The 22529-nt window shown below is 62.9% G+C and carries 24 protein-coding genes; 13 read left to right on the top strand and 11 right to left on the bottom strand.

Going from position 1 to position 22529, the window contains the following annotated elements:
- Window positions 1–26 precede the first annotated feature (26 nt).
- On the bottom strand, window positions 27–1085 hold the full coding sequence (locus C9E81_RS11030; RefSeq protein WP_122112358.1) for a quinoprotein relay system zinc metallohydrolase 2: 1059 nt from the start codon (window positions 1083–1085) through the stop codon (window positions 27–29).
- A gap of 143 nt (window positions 1086–1228) precedes the next feature.
- Between C9E81_RS11030 and pqqA the strand changes: the two genes are divergently transcribed.
- The 6 genes from pqqA (at window position 1229) to C9E81_RS11000 (ending at window position 5383) form a co-directional block, all read left to right on the top strand.
- Window positions 1229–1321, top strand: a complete 93-nt coding sequence (gene pqqA / locus C9E81_RS11025; RefSeq protein ID WP_076522366.1) for a pyrroloquinoline quinone precursor peptide PqqA — start codon at window positions 1229–1231, stop codon at window positions 1319–1321.
- Between the two features lie 68 nt (window positions 1322–1389).
- The gene (gene pqqB / locus C9E81_RS11020) at window positions 1390–2271 is read left to right on the top strand and encodes a pyrroloquinoline quinone biosynthesis protein PqqB (protein ID WP_122112357.1); all 882 of its coding nucleotides are present in this window, start codon (window positions 1390–1392) and stop codon (window positions 2269–2271) included.
- Window positions 2268–3017 (top strand): pyrroloquinoline-quinone synthase PqqC, encoded by a 750-nt coding sequence (gene pqqC / locus C9E81_RS11015; RefSeq protein WP_243698610.1) that lies wholly within the window; start codon window positions 2268–2270, stop codon window positions 3015–3017. Before pqqB ends, pqqC begins: the two co-directional genes overlap by 4 nt.
- Complete coding sequence (gene pqqD / locus C9E81_RS11010; RefSeq protein ID WP_122112355.1) at window positions 3017–3328, top strand: pyrroloquinoline quinone biosynthesis peptide chaperone PqqD; 312 nt, start codon at window positions 3017–3019, stop codon at window positions 3326–3328. Before pqqC ends, pqqD begins: the two co-directional genes overlap by 1 nt.
- 139 nt (window positions 3329–3467) lie before the next feature.
- Window positions 3468–4604 (top strand): pyrroloquinoline quinone biosynthesis protein PqqE, encoded by a 1137-nt coding sequence (gene pqqE, locus C9E81_RS11005; protein WP_122112354.1) that lies wholly within the window; start codon window positions 3468–3470, stop codon window positions 4602–4604.
- A 2-nt stretch (window positions 4605–4606) separates the two neighbouring features.
- Window positions 4607–5383 (top strand): quinoprotein dehydrogenase-associated SoxYZ-like carrier, encoded by a 777-nt coding sequence (locus tag C9E81_RS11000; protein WP_122112435.1) that lies wholly within the window; start codon window positions 4607–4609, stop codon window positions 5381–5383.
- 7 nt (window positions 5384–5390) lie between these two features.
- Here C9E81_RS11000 and C9E81_RS10995 read toward each other — a convergent pair whose 3' ends face one another.
- The gene (locus C9E81_RS10995) at window positions 5391–6281 is read right to left on the bottom strand and encodes a 5'-methylthioadenosine/S-adenosylhomocysteine nucleosidase (protein WP_122112353.1); all 891 of its coding nucleotides are present in this window, start codon (window positions 6279–6281) and stop codon (window positions 5391–5393) included.
- 157 nt (window positions 6282–6438) lie between these two features.
- Here C9E81_RS10995 and C9E81_RS10990 point away from each other — a divergent pair, with 157 nt between their 5' ends.
- The 4 genes from C9E81_RS10990 (at window position 6439) to msrA (ending at window position 8886) form a co-directional block, all read left to right on the top strand.
- The gene (locus C9E81_RS10990) at window positions 6439–7407 is read left to right on the top strand and encodes an NAD(P)H-dependent flavin oxidoreductase (protein WP_122112352.1); all 969 of its coding nucleotides are present in this window, start codon (window positions 6439–6441) and stop codon (window positions 7405–7407) included.
- Between the two features lie 76 nt (window positions 7408–7483).
- Window positions 7484–7816, top strand: a complete 333-nt coding sequence (locus C9E81_RS10985) for a hypothetical protein (RefSeq protein WP_147457586.1) — start codon at window positions 7484–7486, stop codon at window positions 7814–7816.
- Window positions 7817–7938: 122 nt separating this feature from the next.
- Window positions 7939–8379, top strand: coding sequence for a peptide-methionine (R)-S-oxide reductase MsrB (gene msrB, locus C9E81_RS10980; RefSeq protein WP_122112350.1), 441 nt, complete (start codon window positions 7939–7941; stop codon window positions 8377–8379).
- A complete protein-coding gene (msrA, locus tag C9E81_RS10975; RefSeq protein WP_122112349.1) occupies window positions 8380–8886 on the top strand; it encodes a peptide-methionine (S)-S-oxide reductase MsrA in 507 nt (168 codons plus the stop codon).
- 75 nt (window positions 8887–8961) lie between these two features.
- Here msrA and C9E81_RS10970 read toward each other — a convergent pair whose 3' ends face one another.
- The 4 genes from C9E81_RS10970 to kynU all read right to left on the bottom strand — a co-directional run bounded on the left by C9E81_RS10970 (window position 8962) and on the right by kynU (window position 15417).
- Window positions 8962–12012 (bottom strand): efflux RND transporter permease subunit, encoded by a 3051-nt coding sequence (locus C9E81_RS10970; RefSeq protein WP_122112348.1) that lies wholly within the window; start codon window positions 12010–12012, stop codon window positions 8962–8964.
- On the bottom strand, window positions 12009–13109 hold the full coding sequence (locus tag C9E81_RS10965) for an efflux RND transporter periplasmic adaptor subunit (RefSeq protein ID WP_122112347.1): 1101 nt from the start codon (window positions 13107–13109) through the stop codon (window positions 12009–12011). The genes C9E81_RS10970 and C9E81_RS10965 overlap by 4 nt, the downstream gene beginning before the upstream one ends.
- Complete coding sequence (locus C9E81_RS10960) at window positions 13106–14161, bottom strand: efflux RND transporter periplasmic adaptor subunit (RefSeq protein WP_122112346.1); 1056 nt, start codon at window positions 14159–14161, stop codon at window positions 13106–13108. Before C9E81_RS10960 ends, C9E81_RS10965 begins: the two co-directional genes overlap by 4 nt.
- A gap of 68 nt (window positions 14162–14229) precedes the next feature.
- Window positions 14230–15417, bottom strand: a complete 1188-nt coding sequence (gene kynU, locus C9E81_RS10955; RefSeq protein WP_122112345.1) for a kynureninase — start codon at window positions 15415–15417, stop codon at window positions 14230–14232.
- A gap of 98 nt (window positions 15418–15515) precedes the next feature.
- Between kynU and C9E81_RS10950 the strand changes: the two genes are divergently transcribed.
- Window positions 15516–16304: an alpha/beta hydrolase gene (locus C9E81_RS10950; RefSeq protein WP_122112344.1), complete on the top strand. Its 789-nt coding sequence runs from the start codon at window positions 15516–15518 to the stop codon at window positions 16302–16304.
- On the opposite strand, the gene C9E81_RS10945 is transcribed toward C9E81_RS10950, so the two are convergent.
- Both C9E81_RS10945 and C9E81_RS10940 read right to left on the bottom strand, forming a co-directional pair.
- Entirely contained in the window at window positions 16305–17129 is an 825-nt protein-coding gene (locus tag C9E81_RS10945; RefSeq protein WP_122112343.1) for an aldo/keto reductase, read from the bottom strand.
- A gap of 28 nt (window positions 17130–17157) precedes the next feature.
- Complete coding sequence (locus C9E81_RS10940) at window positions 17158–17628, bottom strand: YbaK/EbsC family protein (RefSeq protein WP_122112342.1); 471 nt, start codon at window positions 17626–17628, stop codon at window positions 17158–17160.
- 128 nt (window positions 17629–17756) lie between these two features.
- Here C9E81_RS10940 and C9E81_RS10935 point away from each other — a divergent pair, with 128 nt between their 5' ends.
- Both C9E81_RS10935 and C9E81_RS10930 read left to right on the top strand, forming a co-directional pair.
- Window positions 17757–18086, top strand: coding sequence for a hypothetical protein (locus C9E81_RS10935; protein ID WP_122112341.1), 330 nt, complete (start codon window positions 17757–17759; stop codon window positions 18084–18086).
- Between the two features lie 102 nt (window positions 18087–18188).
- Window positions 18189–19445 (top strand): lytic murein transglycosylase, encoded by a 1257-nt coding sequence (locus tag C9E81_RS10930; protein ID WP_243698609.1) that lies wholly within the window; start codon window positions 18189–18191, stop codon window positions 19443–19445.
- Between the two features lie 70 nt (window positions 19446–19515).
- On the opposite strand, the gene C9E81_RS10925 is transcribed toward C9E81_RS10930, so the two are convergent.
- The 3 genes from C9E81_RS10925 to C9E81_RS10915 are packed head-to-tail and all read right to left on the bottom strand — an operon-like array spanning window position 19516 to window position 22375.
- The gene (locus tag C9E81_RS10925; protein WP_122112339.1) at window positions 19516–20820 is read right to left on the bottom strand and encodes a TRAP transporter large permease; all 1305 of its coding nucleotides are present in this window, start codon (window positions 20818–20820) and stop codon (window positions 19516–19518) included.
- Between the two features lie 5 nt (window positions 20821–20825).
- The gene (locus C9E81_RS10920) at window positions 20826–21335 is read right to left on the bottom strand and encodes a TRAP transporter small permease (RefSeq protein WP_166461878.1); all 510 of its coding nucleotides are present in this window, start codon (window positions 21333–21335) and stop codon (window positions 20826–20828) included.
- 59 nt (window positions 21336–21394) lie between these two features.
- On the bottom strand, window positions 21395–22375 hold the full coding sequence (locus C9E81_RS10915) for a TRAP transporter substrate-binding protein (RefSeq protein WP_122112337.1): 981 nt from the start codon (window positions 22373–22375) through the stop codon (window positions 21395–21397).
- Window positions 22376–22529: the final 154 nt, after the last annotated feature.

Here is a 22529-nt window from a genome sequence, read left to right as displayed (position 1 = left end):
ACCTATACAGCTTTGTCAGATAAAACTCACTCCCATTCCAGCTCCTTATAAGCTGCCGTGGCGTCACGCGCGGCGGTCTCGGGAAAAGAATTCCATGTATCTTCCATATCTTGCAAGGATTTTGTTACTTGCGGCACCGCGTCGGACATCGGCGCACCTGCCGCGATGGCTTCTCGCGTGGCATCCCTCAATGCTGTCAGAAACTCGGTTTGCGGTCCGATCGCCTCTGCCCATGAGTCGGTCACGGCACCGTGTCCCGGAACGATCACCTGCGGCACCGGCCGAGGCGCAACCTCCAGCCACTGCAGCCAACCGGTCAACGAACCGTCGATTACTGGTGCAAGCTCCCGAAACACCAGATCGCCCGTGAACAGAGTCGCTGTCGCCTCGTCGAAAACCGTCAGGTCATTGTCGGTATGAGCCGTGCCCTCTGCGCGCAATGAAAGACTGCGCCCGCCAAGATCGATACTGTCACGGTCTGCGACAGTCCGGTCCGGCAGGGTGATCTCGGTGCCGATGACCTCTGCGGGAGGGTAAAGCCGGGTTATGCTGTCCAGATAGCCTCGCGCCCGGATATCCAGCGCCATGGGCATCGCGGCATGTCCCAGAATTTCCGCACCCGCTTCCTTGAAGACCGATGTCCCCAGGGCATGGTCGGGATGCATGTGGGTCAGGATGACATGACTGACCGGCAGATCTGTCAGTCGCCGGATCGCGGCAAAAAGCTCCTGCCCCTGTGCACGCGAAACACCGGTATCGATCACCGCCACCGATGCCTCGCCGATCACCACGCCCAGATTCGCGATCCTGCCATCCGCAGATTCCTCCATCTGAACGGGATCGCCGATATAGACATGAACGCCGGGTGCCACTTGCTGCAGCGGCAGCGCGGTCAACTCCCCTGTCGGGAGGCATTCGCTCCCCGCACCGACCAGCCCGGAGCGGCCCTTCAGCCAGGATTCGGCGATTCGTCCTGCCCGGGCTTCGCATTCCGCCCGCGTGCCGGCCTCGGCTTGCGGCAGAAGTATCGGCGCGCAATCCTCGGACGATCCGGCAAGGCAAACGGTCAATATAAGATGAAACATTGCCGAACATTCCCGTTAGCGGCCCGGCAGGCACAGAAAGCACCGCTATCAGACCTTAGTCTTGTTGACCAATGCTGCCTCTCATCTACCATAAGGTCCAGTCGTGAATCCCACGACCCCGGCTTTTGGAGGAGTGAACCAAGATGGCATGGACCAAACCCACCCTGAAGGAAATCGCCTGCGGCATGGAAATCAACATGTATGCCCCGGCAGAGGATGAGCCCGTCCTGTTCTGAACCATCGGAAACAGGCAGGAAACGGCCCTGTCCGATTTGTCGGGCAGGGTCGCTTTGTCTGAAGCCACATGAAGATCATCATTCTGGGCGCAGCGGCAGGTGGCGGGTTGCCGCAATGGAATTGCGGCTGCGACAATTGCGATGCCGCGCGGGCAGGGCGAATCCCGTCCCTGACGCAAAGTTCGGTCGCGGTCAGCGCGGATGGGCGGGACTGGGCGATCCTGAACGCCTCGCCCGATATCCGCACACAACTGGCCGCCACCCCTGCGCTTCATCCGACCGGGCCACGGCAGATGCCCCTGCGTTCGGTGCTGGTGACGAATGGCGATATCGATCATGTGGCCGGGCTGCTGACCCTGCGCGAAAGCCAGCCTTTCGAACTGTTCGCCACCGCCGCGATCCATGACGCGCTGGCCGCAAACCCGATGCTGTCAGCCCTGCGCACCGATCTGGTGCCGCGCCGGACCGTCTCGCTGGATCAGACGGTCGAGCTTGTCCCCGGCCTGAACGCGACACTCTTTGCGGTTCCGGGCAAGGTGCCGCTTTACCAGGAGGGAGAAGTGGTCGAGACTGGGCTGGTCGGCGAAACCACCGTCGGGGTCGAGTTGCAAGCCGGGGGGCGCCGGGCACTCTATATTCCCGGCTGCGCCGAGATGCCGGGCTGGCTGAAAGCCCGCATCAGCGGCGCCGACCTGCTGATGTTCGACGGCACGCTTTGGGAGGATGACGAAATGATCCGCATGGAGCTTGGCCAGAAAACCGGTCGCCGCATGGGTCATATGCCGGCTTCGGAGGCCATAACCGAACTGACGGATGCGCCTGTCGCGCGCCGGATTTTCGTGCATATGAACAATTCCAACCCGCTGACCGATCCCTCCAGTCCACAGGCGGCCAAGGCCGAGGCGCAGGGATGGCAGATCGGCCGCGACGGCATGGAGATCACGCTGTGAAGGACATCCCCAGCCAGCCCCAGTCCCGCGAGGAATTCGAGGCCCGCCTGCGCGCCATCGGTGCCGAGCGCTACCATGACCGGCATCCTTTCCATGCCCGGCTGCATGGCGGCGAATGCACGCCCGACGAAGTCCGTGCATGGGTCATCAATCGCTGGATGTATCAGTCGCGCATTCCGATGAAGGACGCCGCCTTCATGTCGCGCGTCGAGGACCCCGACCTGCGCCGCCGATGGCGAAAACGGATCGAGGATCACGATGGCGGGGTGAGCGAGGGCGGCGGCATCCGCCGCTGGCTGGCGCTGGCTCGCGCCGTGGGACTGGATCCCGATTATGTCGCCTCCGGTCAGGGCATCATGCCCGCGACCCGTTTCGCGGTGGAAGCCTATCTCCGCTTCGTCCGCGACATGCCGCTGCTGGACGCTGTTGCCGCCAGCCTGACCGAACTTTTCGCCCCGAAAATCCATGCGCAGCGGATCGAGGGTTTGCTGACCCATTACGACTTCGCCGACGACACCAGCCTCGCCTATTTCAGGAAACGCCTGACCGAGGCGCCCGAGGACGTGGCCTTTGGCCTCGATTACGTGCTGACCCATGCCGACACGCTGGAAAAACAGAACGCTGCCGCGGCTGCGCTGGTCTTCAAGACCGATGTGCTCTGGGCCCAGCTCGATGCGCTATGGCATGGCTATGTCGAAGGCAATATCCCGCCCGGCGCATGGCGGCCCGGAGAAGGGATGCTGTGATGGACCCGCTGATCGCCTCCGAGGACATCCCCTATCTGCCGCGCGGTGTGCGGCTGGAGGATGACCGGGTGCGCGGCATTCGTGTATTGCAGGCCCCCGAGCGTGCCATGCAGCTTGACGCCATCGGTGACGCGATCCTGTCGGAGCTTGACGGGCAACGCAGCATGGCTGCCATCGCAAGCGATCTCGCCACCCGATACCAGGCCCCGGAGGATCAGATCACCGGCGATATCCGCGATTTCCTGACCGGCCTGATCGAACGGCGGATGGTGTTCGTGAAATCGCCCCGGGTTAATGAGGTTTCCGCGTGATGCTCAAGCCACGCACATATTCTTCTTTGTGCAAATACCTCACGGGGTCGCCAATGGTGCGCCACTGGTTCGAGAACCAGCCGGCAACAGGATGTGAAACCCCCGGTTGCAGGTTCCAGTCACGCCCCAAGGACGCGCCATGAAGGATCTTCCCGCCCAGCCCCGCGATCTTGACGGCAACCCGGTCACTCCTGGCCTGCCCATGGCGATGCTGGCCGAGATCACCCACCGTTGTCCGCTCGCCTGCCCCTATTGCTCGAACCCGGTCGAACTGACTCGTTCGCAGGCCGAACTGCCCGCCGAGGATTGGGCGCGTGTGTTCCGCGAGGCCGCCGATCTGGGCGTGTTGCAGGTGCATATCTCGGGCGGCGAGCCGGGCGCACGGCGCGATCTGGCACAGATCGTGGAATCGGCAAGCGCGGCAGGGCTTTATGTCAACCTGATCACCTCGGGCATCGGTATCACCCGTCAGCGGCTGGAGGAACTGGACCGCAAGGGGGTCGATCACGTCCAGCTTTCGCTGCAGGGCATCCGCCCCGACATGGCCGACCGGATCAGCGGCCATCCGGGGTCCTGGGACAAGAAGATGGGCTTTGCCGGATGGGTCACCGAGATCGGCTTTCCCCTGACCATCAACGCCGTGGTCCATCGCCAGAACATGGAACGTCTGCCCGACATGATCGAGCTTGCCGAAACCCTTGGCGCGAGGCGGATCGAGGTGGCGACCGTGCAGTTCCACGGTTGGGCCGACCTGAACCGCAAGGCATTGATGCCCACCCGCGAACAGGCAGTCTTCGCGCGGCAGGTGGTGAACGAAGCGCGAATCCGGCTGCGCGGGCGGATGGTCATCGACTATGTTCCCGCCGATCATCACGCGGTCTATCCCAAGGCCTGCATGGGTGGTTGGGGCTCGACCGGGCTGAATGTCGCGCCCGATGGCTCGGTCCTGCCCTGCCACGCTGCCGGTTCCATCGGCTGGATGCGGTTCGAGAATATCCGTGACCGGTCCCTGTCCGATATCTGGCACCTCTCGGAGGCCTTCAACGCCTTTCGCGGCACCGATTGGATGGCCGAGCCCTGCCGCAGTTGTGAGCGGAAAAACATGGATTTTGGCGGCTGCCGGTGTCAAGCTATGGCGATCGCGGGCGATGCGCGGGCGACTGACCCGGTCTGCTCGAAATCGCCGCTGCATGCGCAGGTCATCGCCCGGGCCGAGGAGGACGCGGGCGCGGACATGGCGGAACTGATCTACCGGCGCATGAAGAAGGGAGGATGACGATGAAAGCATGGCTTACTGCCGCAGCGCTTCTGATGGCCTCGCCCGTTCTGGCGCAGGAGAACCCGCTGCAACCTTCGGAAACGTGGAACGATCTGCGAGAATCGGTCCTGGGCCTGTCCGAAGAGCCGCCCATCGATGCCAGCATTCTGGATGTCGATGCCCCGGCGCGCGCCAATGACGCGGCCATCGTGCCGATCCGGCTGACTCAGGCACCAGATGCCCCGGCGCTGAACGACCTGACACTGGTAATCGATGAAAACCCGGCGCCCGTGGCCGCCGAATACAGTTTCGGCGAAGCGCTGATGCCGCTGGATTTCGAGGTCCGCGTGCGTGTCGATGCCTATACCGACCTGCGCGCCATCGGCACCCGGACCGATGGCGGCAAGATCATGGCGGGACGCTTCGTCAAGGCTTCGGGCGGCTGTTCCGCCCCGGCGGGCAAGGACATGGCGGCGGTGGAAAAGTCCATGGGCCAGATGCGCTGGAAAACCACGCAGGACGGGGACCGCAGCATCGGCACGCTGATGATCCGCCACCCGATGTTTTCCGGGTTGCAGCGCGATCAGGTGACGCTGATGAATATTCCCGCCCATTTCATCGACCGGCTGGAGGTGCGGCAGGGCGATGAATTGCTGTTCACGATGCAGGCGGGGATCTCGGTCAGCGAGGATCCTGTGTTCCGTTTCGCCTATACGCCCAATGGCCAGCCGATCAGCGTCCATGCCGAGGATACCGAGGGCAATATCTGGGATCAGACCTTCGACGCGGCGGGCTGACGGCCCATTATTCCTTCGATAGCGCCGCCAGGAACTCCTTGACCACCAGCGCCGAGTTTTCCGAGGCGAGCGACATGAAGATATCCATCTCGTTCGCTCCCTCACCGCCGCCAGCCAGATCGGACAGCGAGCGGAAGGCGATGAACGGCGTTTGATTGGCCCATGCGACCTGCGCCACGGCGGCAGATTCCATGTCGACAACCCGCGCCTCGAATGTGTCGAAAATCCATTCCCGCAGCCCCGCGTTATCCACGAAAGCCGAGCCCGACACGCCATTGCCGCCAACACGGACCTGCGGCGCCTGCTCAAGGCAGGCATTCTCGCTGTTGCACTCGGCCAGATCAATCCCCTCCGCGACGGTCTTTGCCGTTTGCAGAAGTTTCGGATCGCTTTCGAACCAGAAGCGCGTTTCAGGCTCTCCCCGATCCGAGGCAACGGTCGTTTCGCGCGTGAAAATCATGCCGTAATTCGGGAAAGGAGATTCCAGGAAGGGCGGGATCTCGAAGCCGTCACCGGTTTCACGCGCCATGACCGACTCGAGATACTGGCCCCATTTATCCGCCACCACGACATCGCCGATATTCAGCGACGGATCGACACCACCCGCGATGCCCGAAAAGACAATGGCGTCGATGTCGAAATGATCCAGCGCCAGTTGCGTGGTCATGGCCGCGTTGACCATAGACACGCCCGAAAGGAACAGCACCACATCCTGCCCGCCCAGCTTGCCGGTGATAAATTCGCTGCCATTGATCACCTGCGTTTCGGCCCCTTCCAGATCGGCCTGAAGGCTGACCCACTCCGGCGGGAAGGCCGAGATCACGGCTACGCGCGAGGTTTCTGCGGCGACCGGCAGAGCGGAGGCGGCAAGGAAGGCGAGACTGAGGCGGAAGGTCATGCGGGCGGCTCCTTCGATGAAAGGTAGTTCCGACATAGGGCTAGACCGCATCGGCTGGTTTAGCCAGACGGAATGTTTGCAAATTATGTCGCCGCGTCACGGCTTGCATGATTCCGAAGCCCACGCCATCGTTGCACAAATTGCAAGGAGGAACCCCATGCTGCCGCCCATTCTGCAGAATCTGCGCATTCCCGTCGTGGCGTCGCCGATGTTCATCGTCTCAACTCCCGATCTGGTCATCGCGCAATGCAAGGCCGGGATCGTCGGCAGTTTTCCGGCGCTGAACGCGCGCGAGAAGGATGGCGAAGAGATCCAGCTCGAAGCATGGCTGACCCGGATCACCGAAGAGCTCGACCGCCACAACCAGGCCAATCCCGACCGTCCGGCGGCACCCTTCGCGGTCAACCAGATTGTGCATCGCAGCAATGCGCGGCTGGAACGCGATATCGAGATATGCCACCGTCACAAGGTGCCGATCTGGATCACCTCGCTCGGCGCGCGCCCCGAGGTGAACGCGGCCGCCCATGATTGCGGCGGAATCGCGTTGCATGACATCATCAACAACAAATTCGCCCGGAAGGCCATCGAGAAGGGCGCGGACGGGCTGATCGCCGTCGCGGCGGGCGCAGGGGGCCATGCCGGCCCGCAATCGCCCTTTGCGCTGGTGCAGGAAATCCGGGAATGGTTCGACGGACCGCTGCTGTTGTCGGGTGCCATCGCGACCGGGCGGGCGGTTCTGGCCGCTCGGGCGATGGGTGCGGATCTGGCCTATATCGGCAGCCCCTTCATCGCCACCGAAGAGGCGAGCGCGCCATCCGAATACAAGCAGATGATCTGCGAGAGCGGGGCGATGGATATCGTCACGTCGTCGCTGTTCACCGGCGTCTCGGGCAATTACCTTGCGCCATCGATCCGCAATGCCGGGCTGGATCCGGACAACCTGGAACATGCCGACGCCTCGTCGATGAATTTCAGCGAGGGCTCAAGCAAACCCAAGGCATGGAGCCAGATCTGGGGATCGGGCCAGGGGATTGGCGCCGTGCGGGAAATTCTTCCGGCCGCAGAACGCATCGAGCGGCTGGCAAGGGAATATGCCGAGGCGAAAGAGGAATTGGCACGGTTCTGACAGATATAGGTCGGCGGTGCCTGATGCCGGATATATCGGGCATTGCCAGCATCCCTACGCAATGCATAATGCTTGCATGACACGGCATGGCACGGATCTGGCGAGCTTTCTTCCGGGACTGTTGCACGCGTTTCTGGTATTGTCGGCGACGCTTCTCGGTGCCATCTGGTTCATGTCGCCTGTTGGACTCGGCTTCGCCTCGTGGCCTGATCAAGAAATCAGCAGGGAAAAAGCACATTTAATATTTTCAATCTCTTACTTCATTGGCCTGCCCGCTCTCGTGATCGGCCAGTTGTTGAGTATCGTCGTGATATTCAAGGCCAGGCCGAAGATTGCCCTCGCGATATCGGCCGGGACATTCGGCGGTTTTCTTTCGTTGATGTTTCTGTTCTTCTGTTCGATGCCGTGATCATGTGCGGCTGCGGGCTATCCGCAACGGGCTGCATCCTCGAATACATGACTTATCCTTTGCGGATCCCTAAGCGCTCCCCATATTAGAGCGCGAACAGGTCCCGATCCAAGGAGGATGACTTGCCATACGAAAAATCGCAGGACGCCATCGCCCGGCTGACGCCGGAGCAATATCGCGTCACGCAGGAAAACGGCACGGAGCGTGCCTTTACCGGCGAATACGATCATCATTTCGAGCCGGGCATCTATGTCGATATCGTCTCGGGAGAACCGCTCTTCGCCAGCGCGGCCAAGTATAATTCCGGCTGCGGCTGGCCCGCCTTCACCAAGCCCATCGACGGGAACGTGACCGAACACAAGGACAGTTCGTTCGGGATGGTTCGCACCGAGGTCCGCTCGAAACATGGTGACAGCCATCTTGGACATGTGTTCCCGGATGGTCCGCCCGAGGCAGGGGGGCTGCGCTACTGCATCAACTCGGCCTCTCTGCGCTTCGTGCCGAAGGACCGGATGGTGGCCGAAGGCTATGGCGAGTATCTTGACCAGATAGAGGAGGCTTGAATGACCGAACGCGCTGTATTGGCCGGTGGCTGCTTCTGGGGGATGCAGGATCTGATCCGCCGCCTGCCCGGCGTCATCTCGACGCAGGTGGGATATACCGGCGGGGATGTCCCGAACGCCACCTATCGCGATCACGGCACCCATGCCGAGGGGATCGAGATCACCTTCGATCCGGGCATGATCAGCTATCGCCAGCTACTGGAATTCTTCTTCCAGATCCACGACCCGACCACCCCGAACCGGCAGGGCAACGATATCGGGCCCAGCTATCGTTCGGCGATCTATTACGCGAACGAGGACCAGAAACGGGTGGCGCTGGATACCATCGCCGATGTCGAGGCCTCCGGGCTTTGGCCGGGCAAGGTGGTGACCGAGGTTGAGCCGGTCGGAGATTTCTGGAAGGCCGAACCCGAGCACCAGGATTATCTGGAACGCTTCCCGAACGGTTATACCTGCCATTTCCCGCGCCCTAACTGGGTGTTGCCGAAACGTTCTGCAGCCGAATAAGCGACAACAACAATCGTTGCGGCGCCCCGGAGGTTCTGCCTTCGGGGTGTTTCCTTCAGCCAGCCGGAGAGGTGATTATTTCTCTTTTCCGGCAGGCGGGCGCACGCTGAACACCGCGCAATAAAGTGCCGGTACGAAGACCAGCGTCACCAGCGTCCCGGCAATGATCCCGCCCATCATCGCGAAGGCCATCGGCCCCCAGAACACCTGCCGCGCGATCGGGATCAGCGCCAGCGAAGCCGCCGCCGCGGTCAGCAGGATCGGGCGGGCCCGACTGTCCGAGGCCTCGAACACGGCATCCCATTTCGAACGGCCCTTGGACAGCAGCACCTCTATCTCGTGCACGAGGATGATCGAGTTGCGGATCAGGATGCCGATCAGCGCGAGGATTCCGAGGATCGCCACGAAGCCCATCGGCACCCCGAAAGGCACCAGGACGGCGACCACACCGATCAGCCCCATCGGCGCAGCGGCGAATACAATGAGCGACAGCCGGAAACTTTGCATCTGCGCCATCACCAGCACCGCCATGATCAGGAGCATCACCGGCACGACCGCGGCGATGGGCGCCTGGCTTTCCGCCGATGTCTCGACAGAGCCGCCAACCACGATGCTGACCGCCTCGGGCAGTTCGTCCGCATAGGCGGCCACTTCGTCCTCAAGCGCCTGAACCAGCGTTGCCGGTTGGGTATCGCCATCGATGGCGGCCTTGACGGTCACAGTGGGCAGGCCGTCGCGTTGCATGATCAGCGGCTGCTCGGTGTCATATTCGAGGCTGGCCAGCGACATCAGCGGGATATTCCCCGCCGCCCCGGTCAGAAGTTGCAGGTTGCGGATCGAATCCAGCGATTGCCGGTCGGCATCCACGCCCCGCGCAACAACATCGATCAGGAAGATATCGTCGCGCAACTGCGTGACGGTCTTGCCCGAAAACACCGCCGACAGGGCATCGGCAATATCCTGACCCGACACGCCAAGCCGGCGCGCCTGATCCTGATCGACCTCCAACCGGATGACACGAGCCGGTTCGTTCCAGTCCAGCGCGATATCGCGCAGGCGAGGCTCCTTGGCCAGAACGGCAGCCAGCCCTCTCGCGGCATCGCGGGCCTCGTCGATATCGGGTGAACTGACGCGATACTGCACCGGCTTGCCGACCGGAGGACCGATCTCGAGGTTCTTCACATAGAGATCGACGCCCGGAAACTCCGTGGCCGCCACTTCGTTGAGCATTGCCTTGACCCGGTCGCGCGCCGCCACATCCGGCGTCTGGATCACGATCTGGCCCATATGCGGCCCCGGCGTCGGGACATCCATCGACAGAATGAAGCGCGGCGCACCAGTGCCAACATATGAGGTCCAGAACAGCACGTCCTCGTTTTCCGCCAGATGCGCCTCCAGCCGGTCCATGTCGGCGCGGGTCTTGGCAATGGAAGCGTTTTGACGCTCCCCGACATCGACGATCACCTCGGTCCGGTCCGAATCGGGAAAGAATTGCTGCTCGACAAAGCGCATCCCCCAGACCGATCCGGCAAAGATCAGCAGGGTGATAGCGATGGTCGCCCATTTGAACCGCATCCCTGCGCGCAGCAGGCGATGGAAGGCAATGCGCAACCGGCCGGCCTTGTGTTCGTGATGCGCCAGGTTCTCCTTGAGGAAAGTCACCCCCAGCAGGGGCGCGAACAGCACCGCCACGATCCACGAGATCAGCAGCGACACCGCGATCACCACGAAAAGCGAAAAGGTGAACTCGCCCGCCGCGGAATTGTTCAGCCCGATGGGGATGAAGCCCGCCACCGTGACCAGCGTGCCGGTCAGCATCGGGAAAGCAATGGAGGTCCAGGCATAGCTGGCCGCACTGGACAGGGACTCTCCGATCTCCAGCCGCGAGATCATCGTCTCGATGGCGATCATCGCGTCATCCACCAGCAAACCAAGTGCGATGATCAGCGCACCAAGGGAAATCCGCTGCAGGGTAATCCCGTATATATCAAGAATGACGAAGGTAATCGCCAGCACCAGTGGAATGGTAAGCGTCACCACGAAACCAGCCCGGAAGCCGAGGCTGATGAAGCTGACGATCAGGACGATGATCACCGCCTCGGCCAATGCCTGCACGAAATGGCCCACGGCCTCGTCCACCACATGCGGCTGATCGGCGGTCTTGGCCATCTCGATCCCTACGGGCAGGTCACGGGCGACATCATCCATCAGATGCTCAAGCTGCTTGCCGAATTCGAGGATATTCTCGCCCTCGCGCATCCCGATCTGCAACCCGATGGCCGGCTGGCCGTTATAGCGGAACAATGTCTCGGGCGGGTCTTCGTAGCCGCGCGTGATGGTGGCGACATCGCCCAGGTTGAAGAACCGCTCTCCCACGCGCAGGTTCACAGCGGAGATGGCCTCGGCATCGTCGAACTGACCGCCGACACGGACCAGCACGCGCTCGGGTCCGTCCTGCACCACCCCGGAAGGAGCGATCGCGTTCTGGTTCGCCAGCGTCGCCATGACCTGCTGCTGGTTCAATCCCAGTGCCGCCAGCCGCGCGGTCGAGAATTCCATATAGACCCGCTCGTCCTGCACCCCCAGAAGCTCGGTTTTGCCGGCGGCGGGCAGGGCCGCGACCTGCTTGCGGATCGCCTCGACCCGGTCGCGCAGCTCGCGCGGAGTGAAACCATCCGAGGTGAAGGCATAGATATTACCGTAGACGTCACCGAAGTCGTCGTTGAACTGGAAGCCTTGGAATTCCTGCGGGAATTCCGGCTGGATGTCGGACATCATCTGACGGACCCGCTTCCACACTTCGGGCACGTCGGACCCGCGCGTGGTCGGCAGCAATTCGACATAGACCACGGATTGCCCCGGCGTCGTGACCGAGCGCGTGTAGTCCAGCTCGTCCAGTTCTTCCAGCTTGGTCTCGATACGGGTCGTGACCTGCTTAAGCGTATCCTCGATGCTGGCGCCGGGCAGCGCGGCACCGATCACCATGGTCTTGATGGTGAAATTCGGATCTTCCTCGCGGCCGAGATTGAGATAACTCAGTGCGCCCGCGAAAAGCGACAGGATCAGCAGGAACCACACGAAGCTGCGGTGATGCAGCGACCAGTCCGACAGATTGAAACCCTTCACGGTTCGACCCTCCGTCCGACCGGTTGCCCCGGCTGCAGCGAGTTTACACCGCGGATCACCACTTCGTCCCCTGCCGATAGCCCCTTCGTCACCAGCACCCGCCCGCGATAGCTTGGGCCTGTGGCGACACCGACCGCTTCGACCCTGGCGCCGTCGCCATCGCGCAGGACACGCCAGACATGCGGCTGGCCGTCGCGTTCGAACAGCGCCGCATCAGACAGAGTCAGCGCGGGCACCCCTGGCGCACCTACACGCGCACGGATCAGCGTGCCAAGCCGAAAGGACGCATCCGCAGGCAGGGTCAGATGCAGCCGCCGCGTGCGGGTTGCGATATCGGCCAATGGCTCGATCCGGTCGAGAGGCGCGGTATAGGTCCGCTCGGGATCGGTGCGCTGCCAGATCGTAAAGACGGCATCGCGCGGCAATGCCGCGAGCGCCGACTCCGGCAGGTCGATCACCGCTTCGCGCGCATCATCCGCCGAGAGCTGCACGATCGGCGCCCCGGCATCGACCACCGCCCCCTGTGCCTCATAGACCGCACTGATGACGCCCGCGAAAGGCGCGGTCATCCTCGCGAAGCCTTCGGCATCCTGCGCCTGAACCAGTTCGGAACGGGCCTGGTCCGCTGCGGCCAGCGCTGCTGCCATGGTTTGCTGCGCCTGTTCCAGCTGCGCATCCGAAGCCACGCCACGCTCGGCCAGTGCCTGCGTCCGCTCCAGCGTCGTGCGCGCGGTCGACAATTGCACCTCTGCGGCATCTACAGCCGCACTGGCGGCACGGGTCGTCGCGGCCAGATCTTCGGTCGCCAGTTCAGCCAGAAGCTGTCCTTTCCCGACCGCATCTCCCAGATCCACATGACGGGCAATCATCCGTCCCAATGTTTGAAATGCCATCGTCACCTGCGTTTTCGAGGCGATCATGCCCGGCACCGAACGCGCGTCATCGCCGCGATCCTCGACGATTTCGGTCACGACCGGGCGCGGAGGCTCTTCTGTCGCGGCCTCGCTGTGAAAGCCAAGCCAGCCGGGCAATTCGAACCCCGCCGCCGGAAGCGCCGCCATCACGCCTGCCAAAGCCAGTGCCACGATCCTCTTCATGGCTGCACCTCTGCCGGTTCCACCGGCCGGCCCGGATACAATAGCTGCGATCCCGCGCCGACGATGGTCTGTCCCGCCTCGATCCCTCCGGACAGATAGACCTCGCCGTCCGAGAAATGGCTGATCTCGACGGGAGACAGGCTTACCCGGTTCCCATCACCGACGACCCAGACTGCCGCCGCCTCCCCCTGCCGGGTCAAGGCGGTCCAGGGAACGACGATACCACTGTCGCTGCGCACCCGCAGATGCCCGCGCACGGCAGCGCCCAGCAGATCGACGCCCTCGGGGCCGTCCTCGACATCGGCACGAACGGTGACGGTTCCGGTGGCCGGATCGACCAGCGGCGCGATTTCGGTCACTACACCGGTCATCTCCCGCGCGTCGAAATCGATGGGCGACAGCCGCACCTCGGCGCCCATCGCATCATCAAGCAAAGGGTGGTCGGGCGAGCGGAACACGGCTTCCAGCCCTTCCAGACTGGCCAGTGAAACCACCGGCTGCGCAGCCGCGACAACCTGCCCCGGCGACATGTCCTTTCCGGTCACGACCGAAGCCTCGGGCGCGCGCAGCACAGTGTCATCCAGTGCCCGCCGCGCCTGATCGACGCTACTTTCGGCGCGTTCGACCGCTCCTTTTGCTTCGGATAACACCTGGACCGCCTGATCGCGGGCCGCCCGGGTGCCCACGCCGCGATCCAGCATGGCCGTCGCGCGCTCGCTGGCCTGCCGCGCCTGCTCCTGCGTGGCGCGGGCAGAGGCAAGGTTGGCTTCGGCCACTTTCAAGCCCTGCTCCTGCTGCACGGAATCCAGCCTTGCCAGCGAATCGCCCTTGCCGATGCGGTCACCTTCCTCGACCAGAACCTCGGTCACACGCCCGCTCTGGCGAAAGCCCAGATCGACGCTGTCCTTGGCTTCCAGCGTGCCGGACAATTGCAGATCCAGCAGCAGCGGTTTTTCCTCTGCGGTGACGAATTCGACCCGCAGATCGCCCTGCCCCGCCCAACCGGCCGGGGCGGACAAGGCAGCGAACAAGAGTAAGGCAAGATTTCGCATGGCCGTGCCGGGTTCCGTTAACGATGAATTCTTGCGCCAGGATTTTTCCGATGAGAAGCCCTCTGCCCCTACGTCACATCGGCTTTTTCGTGAAAATGCGGCTGGTCCCAGGTTTCTTCGCGCAGAATCCGAGCCAATATATCGACCGCGCGTTGCACATCCTGCAAATCATTGTAAAGCGGCGCGAATCCAAAGCGCAGCACATCCGGCGCCCGGAAATCCCCGATCACCCCTTCGGCGATCAGCGCCTGCATCACCGCATAGCCCTGCGGATGACGGAAACTGACCTGCGAGCCGCGCATGTCCGGATCACGAGGCGAGTTCAGAGTAACGCCCGGACAGTTCGCCTCGACGCCCGCGATGAAGGCCTCGGTCAGTTCGACCGAGCGCGCCCTCAGGTCAGCCAGTTCCACCCCGTCCCAGATATCCAGCGCCGCATCCAGCGCCGTCATGGCAATGACCGGGGGCGTGCCGACCCGCATCCGCTCGATCCCCGGCGCGGGCGTATAGCCCAAATCAAAGGCGAAGGGCGCGGCATGGCCCATCCAGCCCTGCAGGATCGGCTGCGCTGCGTCGGCATGGCGTGGGTGAGTCCAGATGAAGGCCGGGGCACCGGGCCCACCGTTGAGATACTTATAGGTGCAACCCACCGCGAAATCGGCATCAGCGCCAGTCAAATCGACATCGACAGCGCCCGCCGAATGCGCCAGATCCCAGACAGTCAGCGCACCGACCTGATGCGCGCGGGCGGTCAGCGCCTTCATGTCGTGGCGGCGGCCGGTGCGGTAATCAACCTCGGTAATCATCAGCACTGCCAGTTGATCGTCGATCGCGTGCTCGACCTCTTCGGGCGCGACCACCCGCAATTCCGCGTCAACCGCCCGGGCCAGACCCTCTGCCACATAGAGATCCGAGGGAAAATTACCGTTATCCGACAGGATCACCCGCCGCTCGGGCCGCAGGGCACGCGCCGCGCTGACCGCCTGGAAGACCTTGATCGACAGCGTGTCGCCCATCACCACCTCGCCCGATCCCGCCCCGATCAACCGGGCGATCCGGTCGCCTACCTTGCGCGGCTGCACATACCAGCCCGCCCGGTTCCAGCCGGTGATCAGCATCTCGGACCATTCCTCGGCCATCATCCGGGAAACCCGCTCTTTCGCGGCAACAGGCATCGGCCCAAGGGAGTTGCCGTCCAGGTAAGTCACCCCCTCGGGCAGGTGAAAGGCTTGCCGGGTCCTGATGAAATCGGTCATACGGTTCCCCTGTTCTCGCTTCGTCAAACAGTTTCTTCACACTGTCCGGGATCGACGTTAGCAGCGGGATCGCCGCACCGGAAGAGGAGGTCACACGGATGCTGTACCAGGTCAAGGATTGGGATGACGCCTATGCGAATGGAATCCATATCCCCCGGGGCGAGGATTTCCCGGCGCAATGGGAAGCCGCCGCCGCCGCGTTCCGGGCAACCGCTCGGCGGGAAGAACTGAGCAGCGGCGATCTGTTCCTGCCCGATACCACGCCAAAGGGGCTTGCCGTATTCATTCATGGCGGTTTCTGGATGAGAACCTCGCCTGCGGCATGGTCGCATCTGGCTGCCGGGCCGCTGGCGCGGGGCTGGGCGGTGGCGATGCCGGCCTATACGCTGGCCCCGAGGGCGCGGATCTCGCAAATGACCCGAGAGGTCGCAGCGGCAGTTACTTCGGCCGCTGAACGCATTCCGGGACCGCTGGCAATCACCGGGCATTCCGCCGGAGGGCATCTGGCGGCACGGATGATCTGCGATGACGGTACCCTGCCCGATGCGGTAGCGGCGCGGGTCCGCTGTTGCCTGCCGATCTCGCCGCTCGGGGATCTGCGGCCGATGATGCGAACCGCGATGAACGATACGCTGGCCATCGGTGACGCCGAAGCGGCTGCCGAAAGCCCCGTCCTGCTCGCGCCGTGCGCGGATATCCCCGTCACCACATGGGTCGGCGCGGCGGAGCGGCCGGAATTCATCCGCCAAGCCCGCCTGCTGGCCGATATCTGGGCCGGTCTGGGGGCTGCGACCGATTGCGTCATCGAGCCCGGACGCCATCACTATGACATCATCGAGCCACTGACCCTCCCAGATAGCCCCATGACCCGGACCTTGCTGGCCTGATCAGCCACCGAACATTTCGGGATCGGGTCCGGTCCGGATATCTCGGTCGAGCGCATCGATGGCGGCGATATCGGCATCGCTCAGCCGCAATTCCAGCGCGGCCAGATTCTGCCGCTGCCGTCCGGGGTTCTGGGATTTCGGAATCACCGAAAGCCCGTGCGCCAGATGCCACGCGATGATGACTTGCGCCGGTTCCGCCCCAAGTCTCGCCGCGATCTCCGTCACGGGTCCCGCCTCGAAATCCGCCCCACGCCCCAAGGGAGACCAGCTCTGCGTGACGATTCCCAACCGCTTGTTCACCGCCCGCATCTGCGCCTGCGTCAATGCCGGGTGCAATTCGATCTGGTTCAATGCGGGAACGACGCCGGTCTCGTCGATCAGCCGGGTCAGATGCGGCTCGTGGAAATTCGCCACGCCTATCGATTTCACCCGCCCCTCGTCGCGCAGACCGATCAGCGCCTTCCAGGTCTCGACATACAGGTCCTGCGCCGGCACCGGCCAGTGGATCAGGTAGAGGTCCAGGTAATCCAGTCCCAACCGTTCCATCGTGGCATCGAAACCGCGCAGCGCCTTGTCCCGCCCCTGCTGATCGTTCCAGAGCTTCGAGGTGACGAAGATCTCCTCGCGCGGCAGTTCGGAATCGCGCACCGCCTGTCCCAGCCCCGCCTCGTTCTCATAACGCGCCGCGCCGTCGATCAGCCGGTATCCGTTGCGAAGCGCCTCGCCTACCGCGGCGGCGGTTTCATCCGCAGGCATCTGCCAGACGCCCAACCCTATCTGCGGCATCTGCCGCCCGTCATTCAGGGTCATCATGGGTTGCTGCATGTAATCCTCCTTTATGAAATACTATGGTTCAGGTGGTGAAATCCGCAGGTTTCGCTCCGGTCAGCGCCAATAGCCGCCCGGGTGCGATGGCAAAGATATGGCGCGGCGTGCCCGCTGCCGCCCAGACCTTGTCGAAATCCGACAGCCGCGGATCGTAAAACGCCGTCACCGGCTTGAGATGCCCGACCGGGGCCACGCCGCCAATGGCAAATCCCGTCTCGGCACGGATCAGTGCCGCATCCGCCTTGCCCAAGGGTTGCCCGGCCACCGTCGCCGCCTTCCCGGGGTCCACCCGGTTGCCCCCGGCGGTCAGGAACAGGACGACATGACCGCTTTGCTCGCCGCGAAAGATGATCGATTTGGCAATCTGGTCCAATTCGCAACCCGCCGCAGCCGCCGCCTCTGCGGCAGTGCGCGTGGATTCTTCCATCTCCAGCACCTCGACAGGCTCGCCCGCCGCTTCCAGCGCCGCCTTGACACGTGCCAGGCTCTTGCTCATCCGCCCCTCCGTATTCTTTCGCGCGAACCTATCCCCGTCCGCAGCCACAGACCAGCCCGCCCCTTCTTCTTCATGTAAATATCCTGCATGGTCGACAGAACACCACGCTGACGGCAAGGAGCCCCGCCATGAATGTCTATACCCTGCTCGTAGAGGTCGGCCGCAGCAAGGGCGACGGCCTGCCCGACGGCTCCACCGGCGCGGCGTTGATGTGCTACGCGGCAGGGCGCGATGAGGCCGAGGCCGTGCGCGAGACCGTGGCGATCCTGAAACAGGCCGAGATGTCGCCGCTGGACGTCACCGGCTATGGCACGCTGGATGAACGGCTGGCCGAGGGGCACGAGATCGACGGTGACGAACGCGCCCTGATGGACCGTGCGCGCGACGAGAACGCCGTGATCATCGCCCAGATGCAACCCTTTTTCAAAGGCTGTGAAGGCAGCAGCGACGAAAGCTGACAAAGTCTCGCCGAAGCGCTTTCGCGCCTCTATCCAAGTCGAAACGGTTTCGTTACACTCGATCACAATTATAACTGCAGCAGTCACGAACAGGCGATCGACATGACAATTTCCCGATTTATTCTTTCCGCCGCACTGATCGGTGCCGTGGCCTCCTGTGCTGGCCCTTATGCCCGCACGCCGGGCGGCTCGGGCGCGCAGGTCACGCCGGACGCGATCCCCGCCGCGGATCCGGGCGACGAAGCCGGCCTGCAAAGATTCATTCAGTCCTTCCGCCCTCGCGCGTTGTCATCGGGCATTTCCGCCGGCACTTATGACCGGGCCATGCGCATCGCGCGCTATAATCCCGATGTCATCCGGCTGGACCGCAAGCAGGCGGAATTCTCGCGCCCCGTCTGGCTCTACCTGGACAGCGCCGTTTCGGATTCCCGCATTTCGACCGGACGCCAGAAGGCCGGACAGTTCGACGGAACATTGAGCGCCATCGAGTCCCGCTACGGCGTCCCACGCGAGATCGTGCTGGCGGTCTGGGGGATGGAGTCGAATTTCGGCGCCAATCGCGGCAAGATGCAGATCATCCCGTCGCTGGCCACGCTGGCTTATGACGGCCGCCGGGGCGAGATGTTCCAGAACCAGCTCATCGCCGCGCTCAAGATCCTGCAGGCAGGCGATATCGATCCCGAGCATATGCTGGGCAGCTGGGCGGGCGCGATGGGACATACCCAGTTCATGCCGACCTCCTATCTTGAATATGCCGTCGATTTCACCGGCGATGGCCGCCGCGACATCTGGTCCGAGGATCCGACCGACTCGCTGGCTTCGACTGCCGCTTACCTTGCCCGCAACGGCTGGCAGCGTGGTCAGGCCTGGGGGGCCGAGGTTCAGCTGCCCTCCGGCTTCAACTACAGCCTGATCGGCAAGGGCACCCGCCGCTCCAGCGATTCCTGGGCGTCGCAGGGCGTCCGGCGGATGGGTGGCGGCAGCCTGCCTTCGGGCAATGGTTCGATCATCATGCCAGCGGGGGCGAAAGGTCCGGCCTTCCTGATCCTCGACAATTTCCGCTCGATCCTGCGCTACAACAATTCGGACAATTACGCCCTCGGCGTAGCCTTCCTTGGCGAGCGGATCGCCGGGCGTTCCGGCATCCAGGGAAGCTGGCCGCGCAACGACCGGCCGCTGAGCAGCTCGGAACGCGAGGAGATCCAGAAGCGCCTGCGCGCCAAGGGCTTCTATGACGGCGAGATCGACGGGCTGTTCGGTTCGGGCACCATGGAAGCCGTCGCCGCCTTCCAACGCTCGATCGGGGTAACACCGGACGGCTATCCGACCTCGATCGTGCTGGACCAGCTTCGCCGCTGAGCCGGATAATCGCTGACAGCAACGCCAGGGCTTGTGGGGTTCGGAATGCCCGCAAGCCCTGGCGAACCGGTCACTGATACATCAGGTTCGGCAGGAAGGTGACCAGCCCTGGGAACAGCGCGAACAGGGCAATCGCGGCAAGCAGGATGAACAGGAAAGGCAGCGTGTCCCGGGCCACCTGTCCTATGCCCCTGCCGGTCATCGATTTCAGCACGATCAGATTGAACCCGACCGGCGGGGTGATCTGCGCGCATTCGATCACGATCACAGCGAAGATCCCGAACCAGATCAGGTCGATCCCCGCCGCATCCACCATCGGCAGTACCACCGAACTGGACAGGACCAGAATCGAGATCCCTTCCAGAAAGCAGCCGAGGATCAGAAAAAACAACGTCAGCACCGCGATCAGCATCATCGGCGACAGTTCCAGGCTCGCGACCCATGACGCCACCACGCGGGGAATGTCGGCGAACCCGACAGCTATGGACAAGCAGGCGGCGCAGGCAATGATAAAGGAAATCATGCAAGAAATGCGCGTGGCAGCCAGCAAGCTGTCCATGAACATGCGGCGGCTCATCGTGCCGTTCAGGACCGAAAGCAGGAACGCCCCCAATATGCCGATGGAAGCCGCTTCGGTCGGTGTGGCCAGCCCCCGATAGATCGAGCCGATGATCGCCAGGATCAACAGCACCACCGGGATCAGATCCCTCGACGCCTTCAGCTTCTGCATGAAAGGAACGCGCTCCGGGCTTTCTCCACGTCGCTCGGGGTTGAGGATCGACCACAGGGCGATATAGCCCGAAAACAGCAGAATCAGCACCAGCCCGGGGACGATCCCGGCCACGAACAGGCGGGCGACGGATTGCTGTGCGATCACGCCATAGACGATCATGATGATCGATGGCGGGATCAGCAGGCCAAAGGTTCCCGCCCCTGCCAGCGAACCGACCATCATGCGGGTGTCGTAATTACGCTTTCGCAACTCGGGCACGGTCATCCGCCCGACAGTAGCGCAGGTGACAGCCGACGACCCGGACACCGCGGCCATAACCCCGCAGCCAACGACATTGACATGCAGCAGGCCTCCGGGAAGCCGCCCGACCCAGGGGGACAATCCGCGAAACAGGTTGGCCGACAGTCCCGAGCGCATCAGGATCTCGCCCATCCAGATGAACAGCGGCAGGGCCGTCAGCGCCCAGTTCCAGCTTGCATCCCACATGGTCGAGGCAAGAATCGGTCCCGCATCAACCGGCGTAAAGAAGAAGAACATCACCACCGAGACAGCCAGCAGCGAAAGCGCGATCCAGACACCGGAACCGAGGAAGACAAGAAGGCTCAGCAGAAGCGCGACGACAGGGATGGTTACGCTATCCATGAGGTCTACTCCGCCGTGCTGTCGATATTGGTTTCATAATCGGCAGTCCGCCCGGACAGGATCAGGCCCGCCTGCTCGATAATCCCGATGCACATCACGGCCAGCCCGAAGGCCACCGCGCTTTGCGGGATCCAGAGCGGGATCGCCATCATGCCGGGGCTCAGCTCTCCGAAGCGATAGGTTTCCAGCGTGAAAAGCGTCATTTGATACGCGGCATAGCCGGTGATGAGAATACCTACCGCACAACACCACAGCTCGAATCCCCGGCTGATCCTGCCAGAAAACAACTGCGGGACGACCCCAACCCGCACATGGCCGCCATTAACGAAAGTATAGGCCAGCGCCAGAAAAGTGGACGCCGCCAGGCAGAAGCCGGACAGTTCAGTCGTCTCGACCGCCTGCCCCATTTGCCGCGCGACGATCTGCCATAACGTCGCCACCGCGATCGCGGCCAGAAAAGCGCCTGCGGCATAGCCGCAAAACAGGTAAAGCTTGTGCGCCATAGCCCTGAACATGAGCACCTCCAATCTTGCAGGAGAGGCGGCCGGACCTATCAGCCGCCCCGGGAACGAGGTTACTCCCTGGAGGTCAGGTAGCTGTCCAGCACCTCCACCTCTTCCGGCGAAGCGCTTTCCTTCCATTCCGCGGTCATCTGCTCGCCTATCTCCGCCAGCTCGGCCTGAAGCTCGGGCGAGGCGTCCGATGTCGTCATGCCGTTTTCCTGCAACTCCTTCAGTCGCGCCTCACCGGCTTCCTGACTCAGTTTCCATGCCGTTTCGGTCGCCTTTTCTCCAGCCGCGATCACCGCTTCCTGCATCTTGGGATCAAGCCGGGACAGGGCCCGTTCGTTGATGATGATGGCGTTCTTGTTATGCATGGAGCCGGTATAGGTGAAATGCGACGCGTAATCCCATGCCTGGATATCCACCCCGGTCTGTGCAGAGGTGAACAGCGCCTCGATCAGCCCGGTCGAGAATGCCTGCGGCACCTCGGCAAAAGGCAGGATCGTCGCCTGGAAGCCCAGCAACTCCCCCATCCGCTGCGTCGCGGGGGAATAGATGCGCAGTTTCACGTCCTTGAACTCGGAGCCGTCTGTCACCTCGAAACTGGTGTAAAAACCCTGCCCCGGCCAGGGCATATAGCTGAGAATGCGCATGCCTGCGTCAGCGAAGGTCTTGTCGAACCACGGTTTCTGCGCCTCCATCAGCAGGCGGGCTTCGTCGTAATCATTGGCCACGTTGGGCACGCTGTCCAGCGTATACATGGGGTTTTCATTGCCGTAGACGCCGAACCGGATCTCGCCCAGTTGCACCTGACCGGACTGCACTGCGCGGCGGATCGCATCCAGCTTGATCAATTCGCCATTGGCGCGCAGATCAATCTGGACCTCCCCATCCGTCGCTGTTTCGACATCTTCGATGAATTGACGGATGGTCTGGGTGAAGAAGCTGTCCTCGGGATAGCCCGATGCCATCACCCATTTCGTCTCGGCACTGGCGGTGGAAGCAAGGCAGACGGTGGCAAGAGCCATTCCCAGTTTCGCGAAAGCGTTCATCTCATACTCCTTTGTTGGACTTTTCTCTTGGTTATTGTCTGCCCCGAAGGGATTGTTCAGGACAGGATGTTTTCGGGCTCCGTAAAAGTCGCGACCGCGCGGGATATGCGAAACATTGCCGCATCCAGAAGATCATTGGCGCAGGCTGTCGAGA

It is taken from the genome of Paracoccus alkanivorans, from assembly GCF_003697785.1.
Taxonomy (GTDB): Bacteria; Pseudomonadota; Alphaproteobacteria; order Rhodobacterales; family Rhodobacteraceae; genus Paracoccus; species Paracoccus alkanivorans.
Note: the sequence above shows the minus strand (reverse complement) of the source record. Positions and strands in the feature narration are given on the sequence as shown.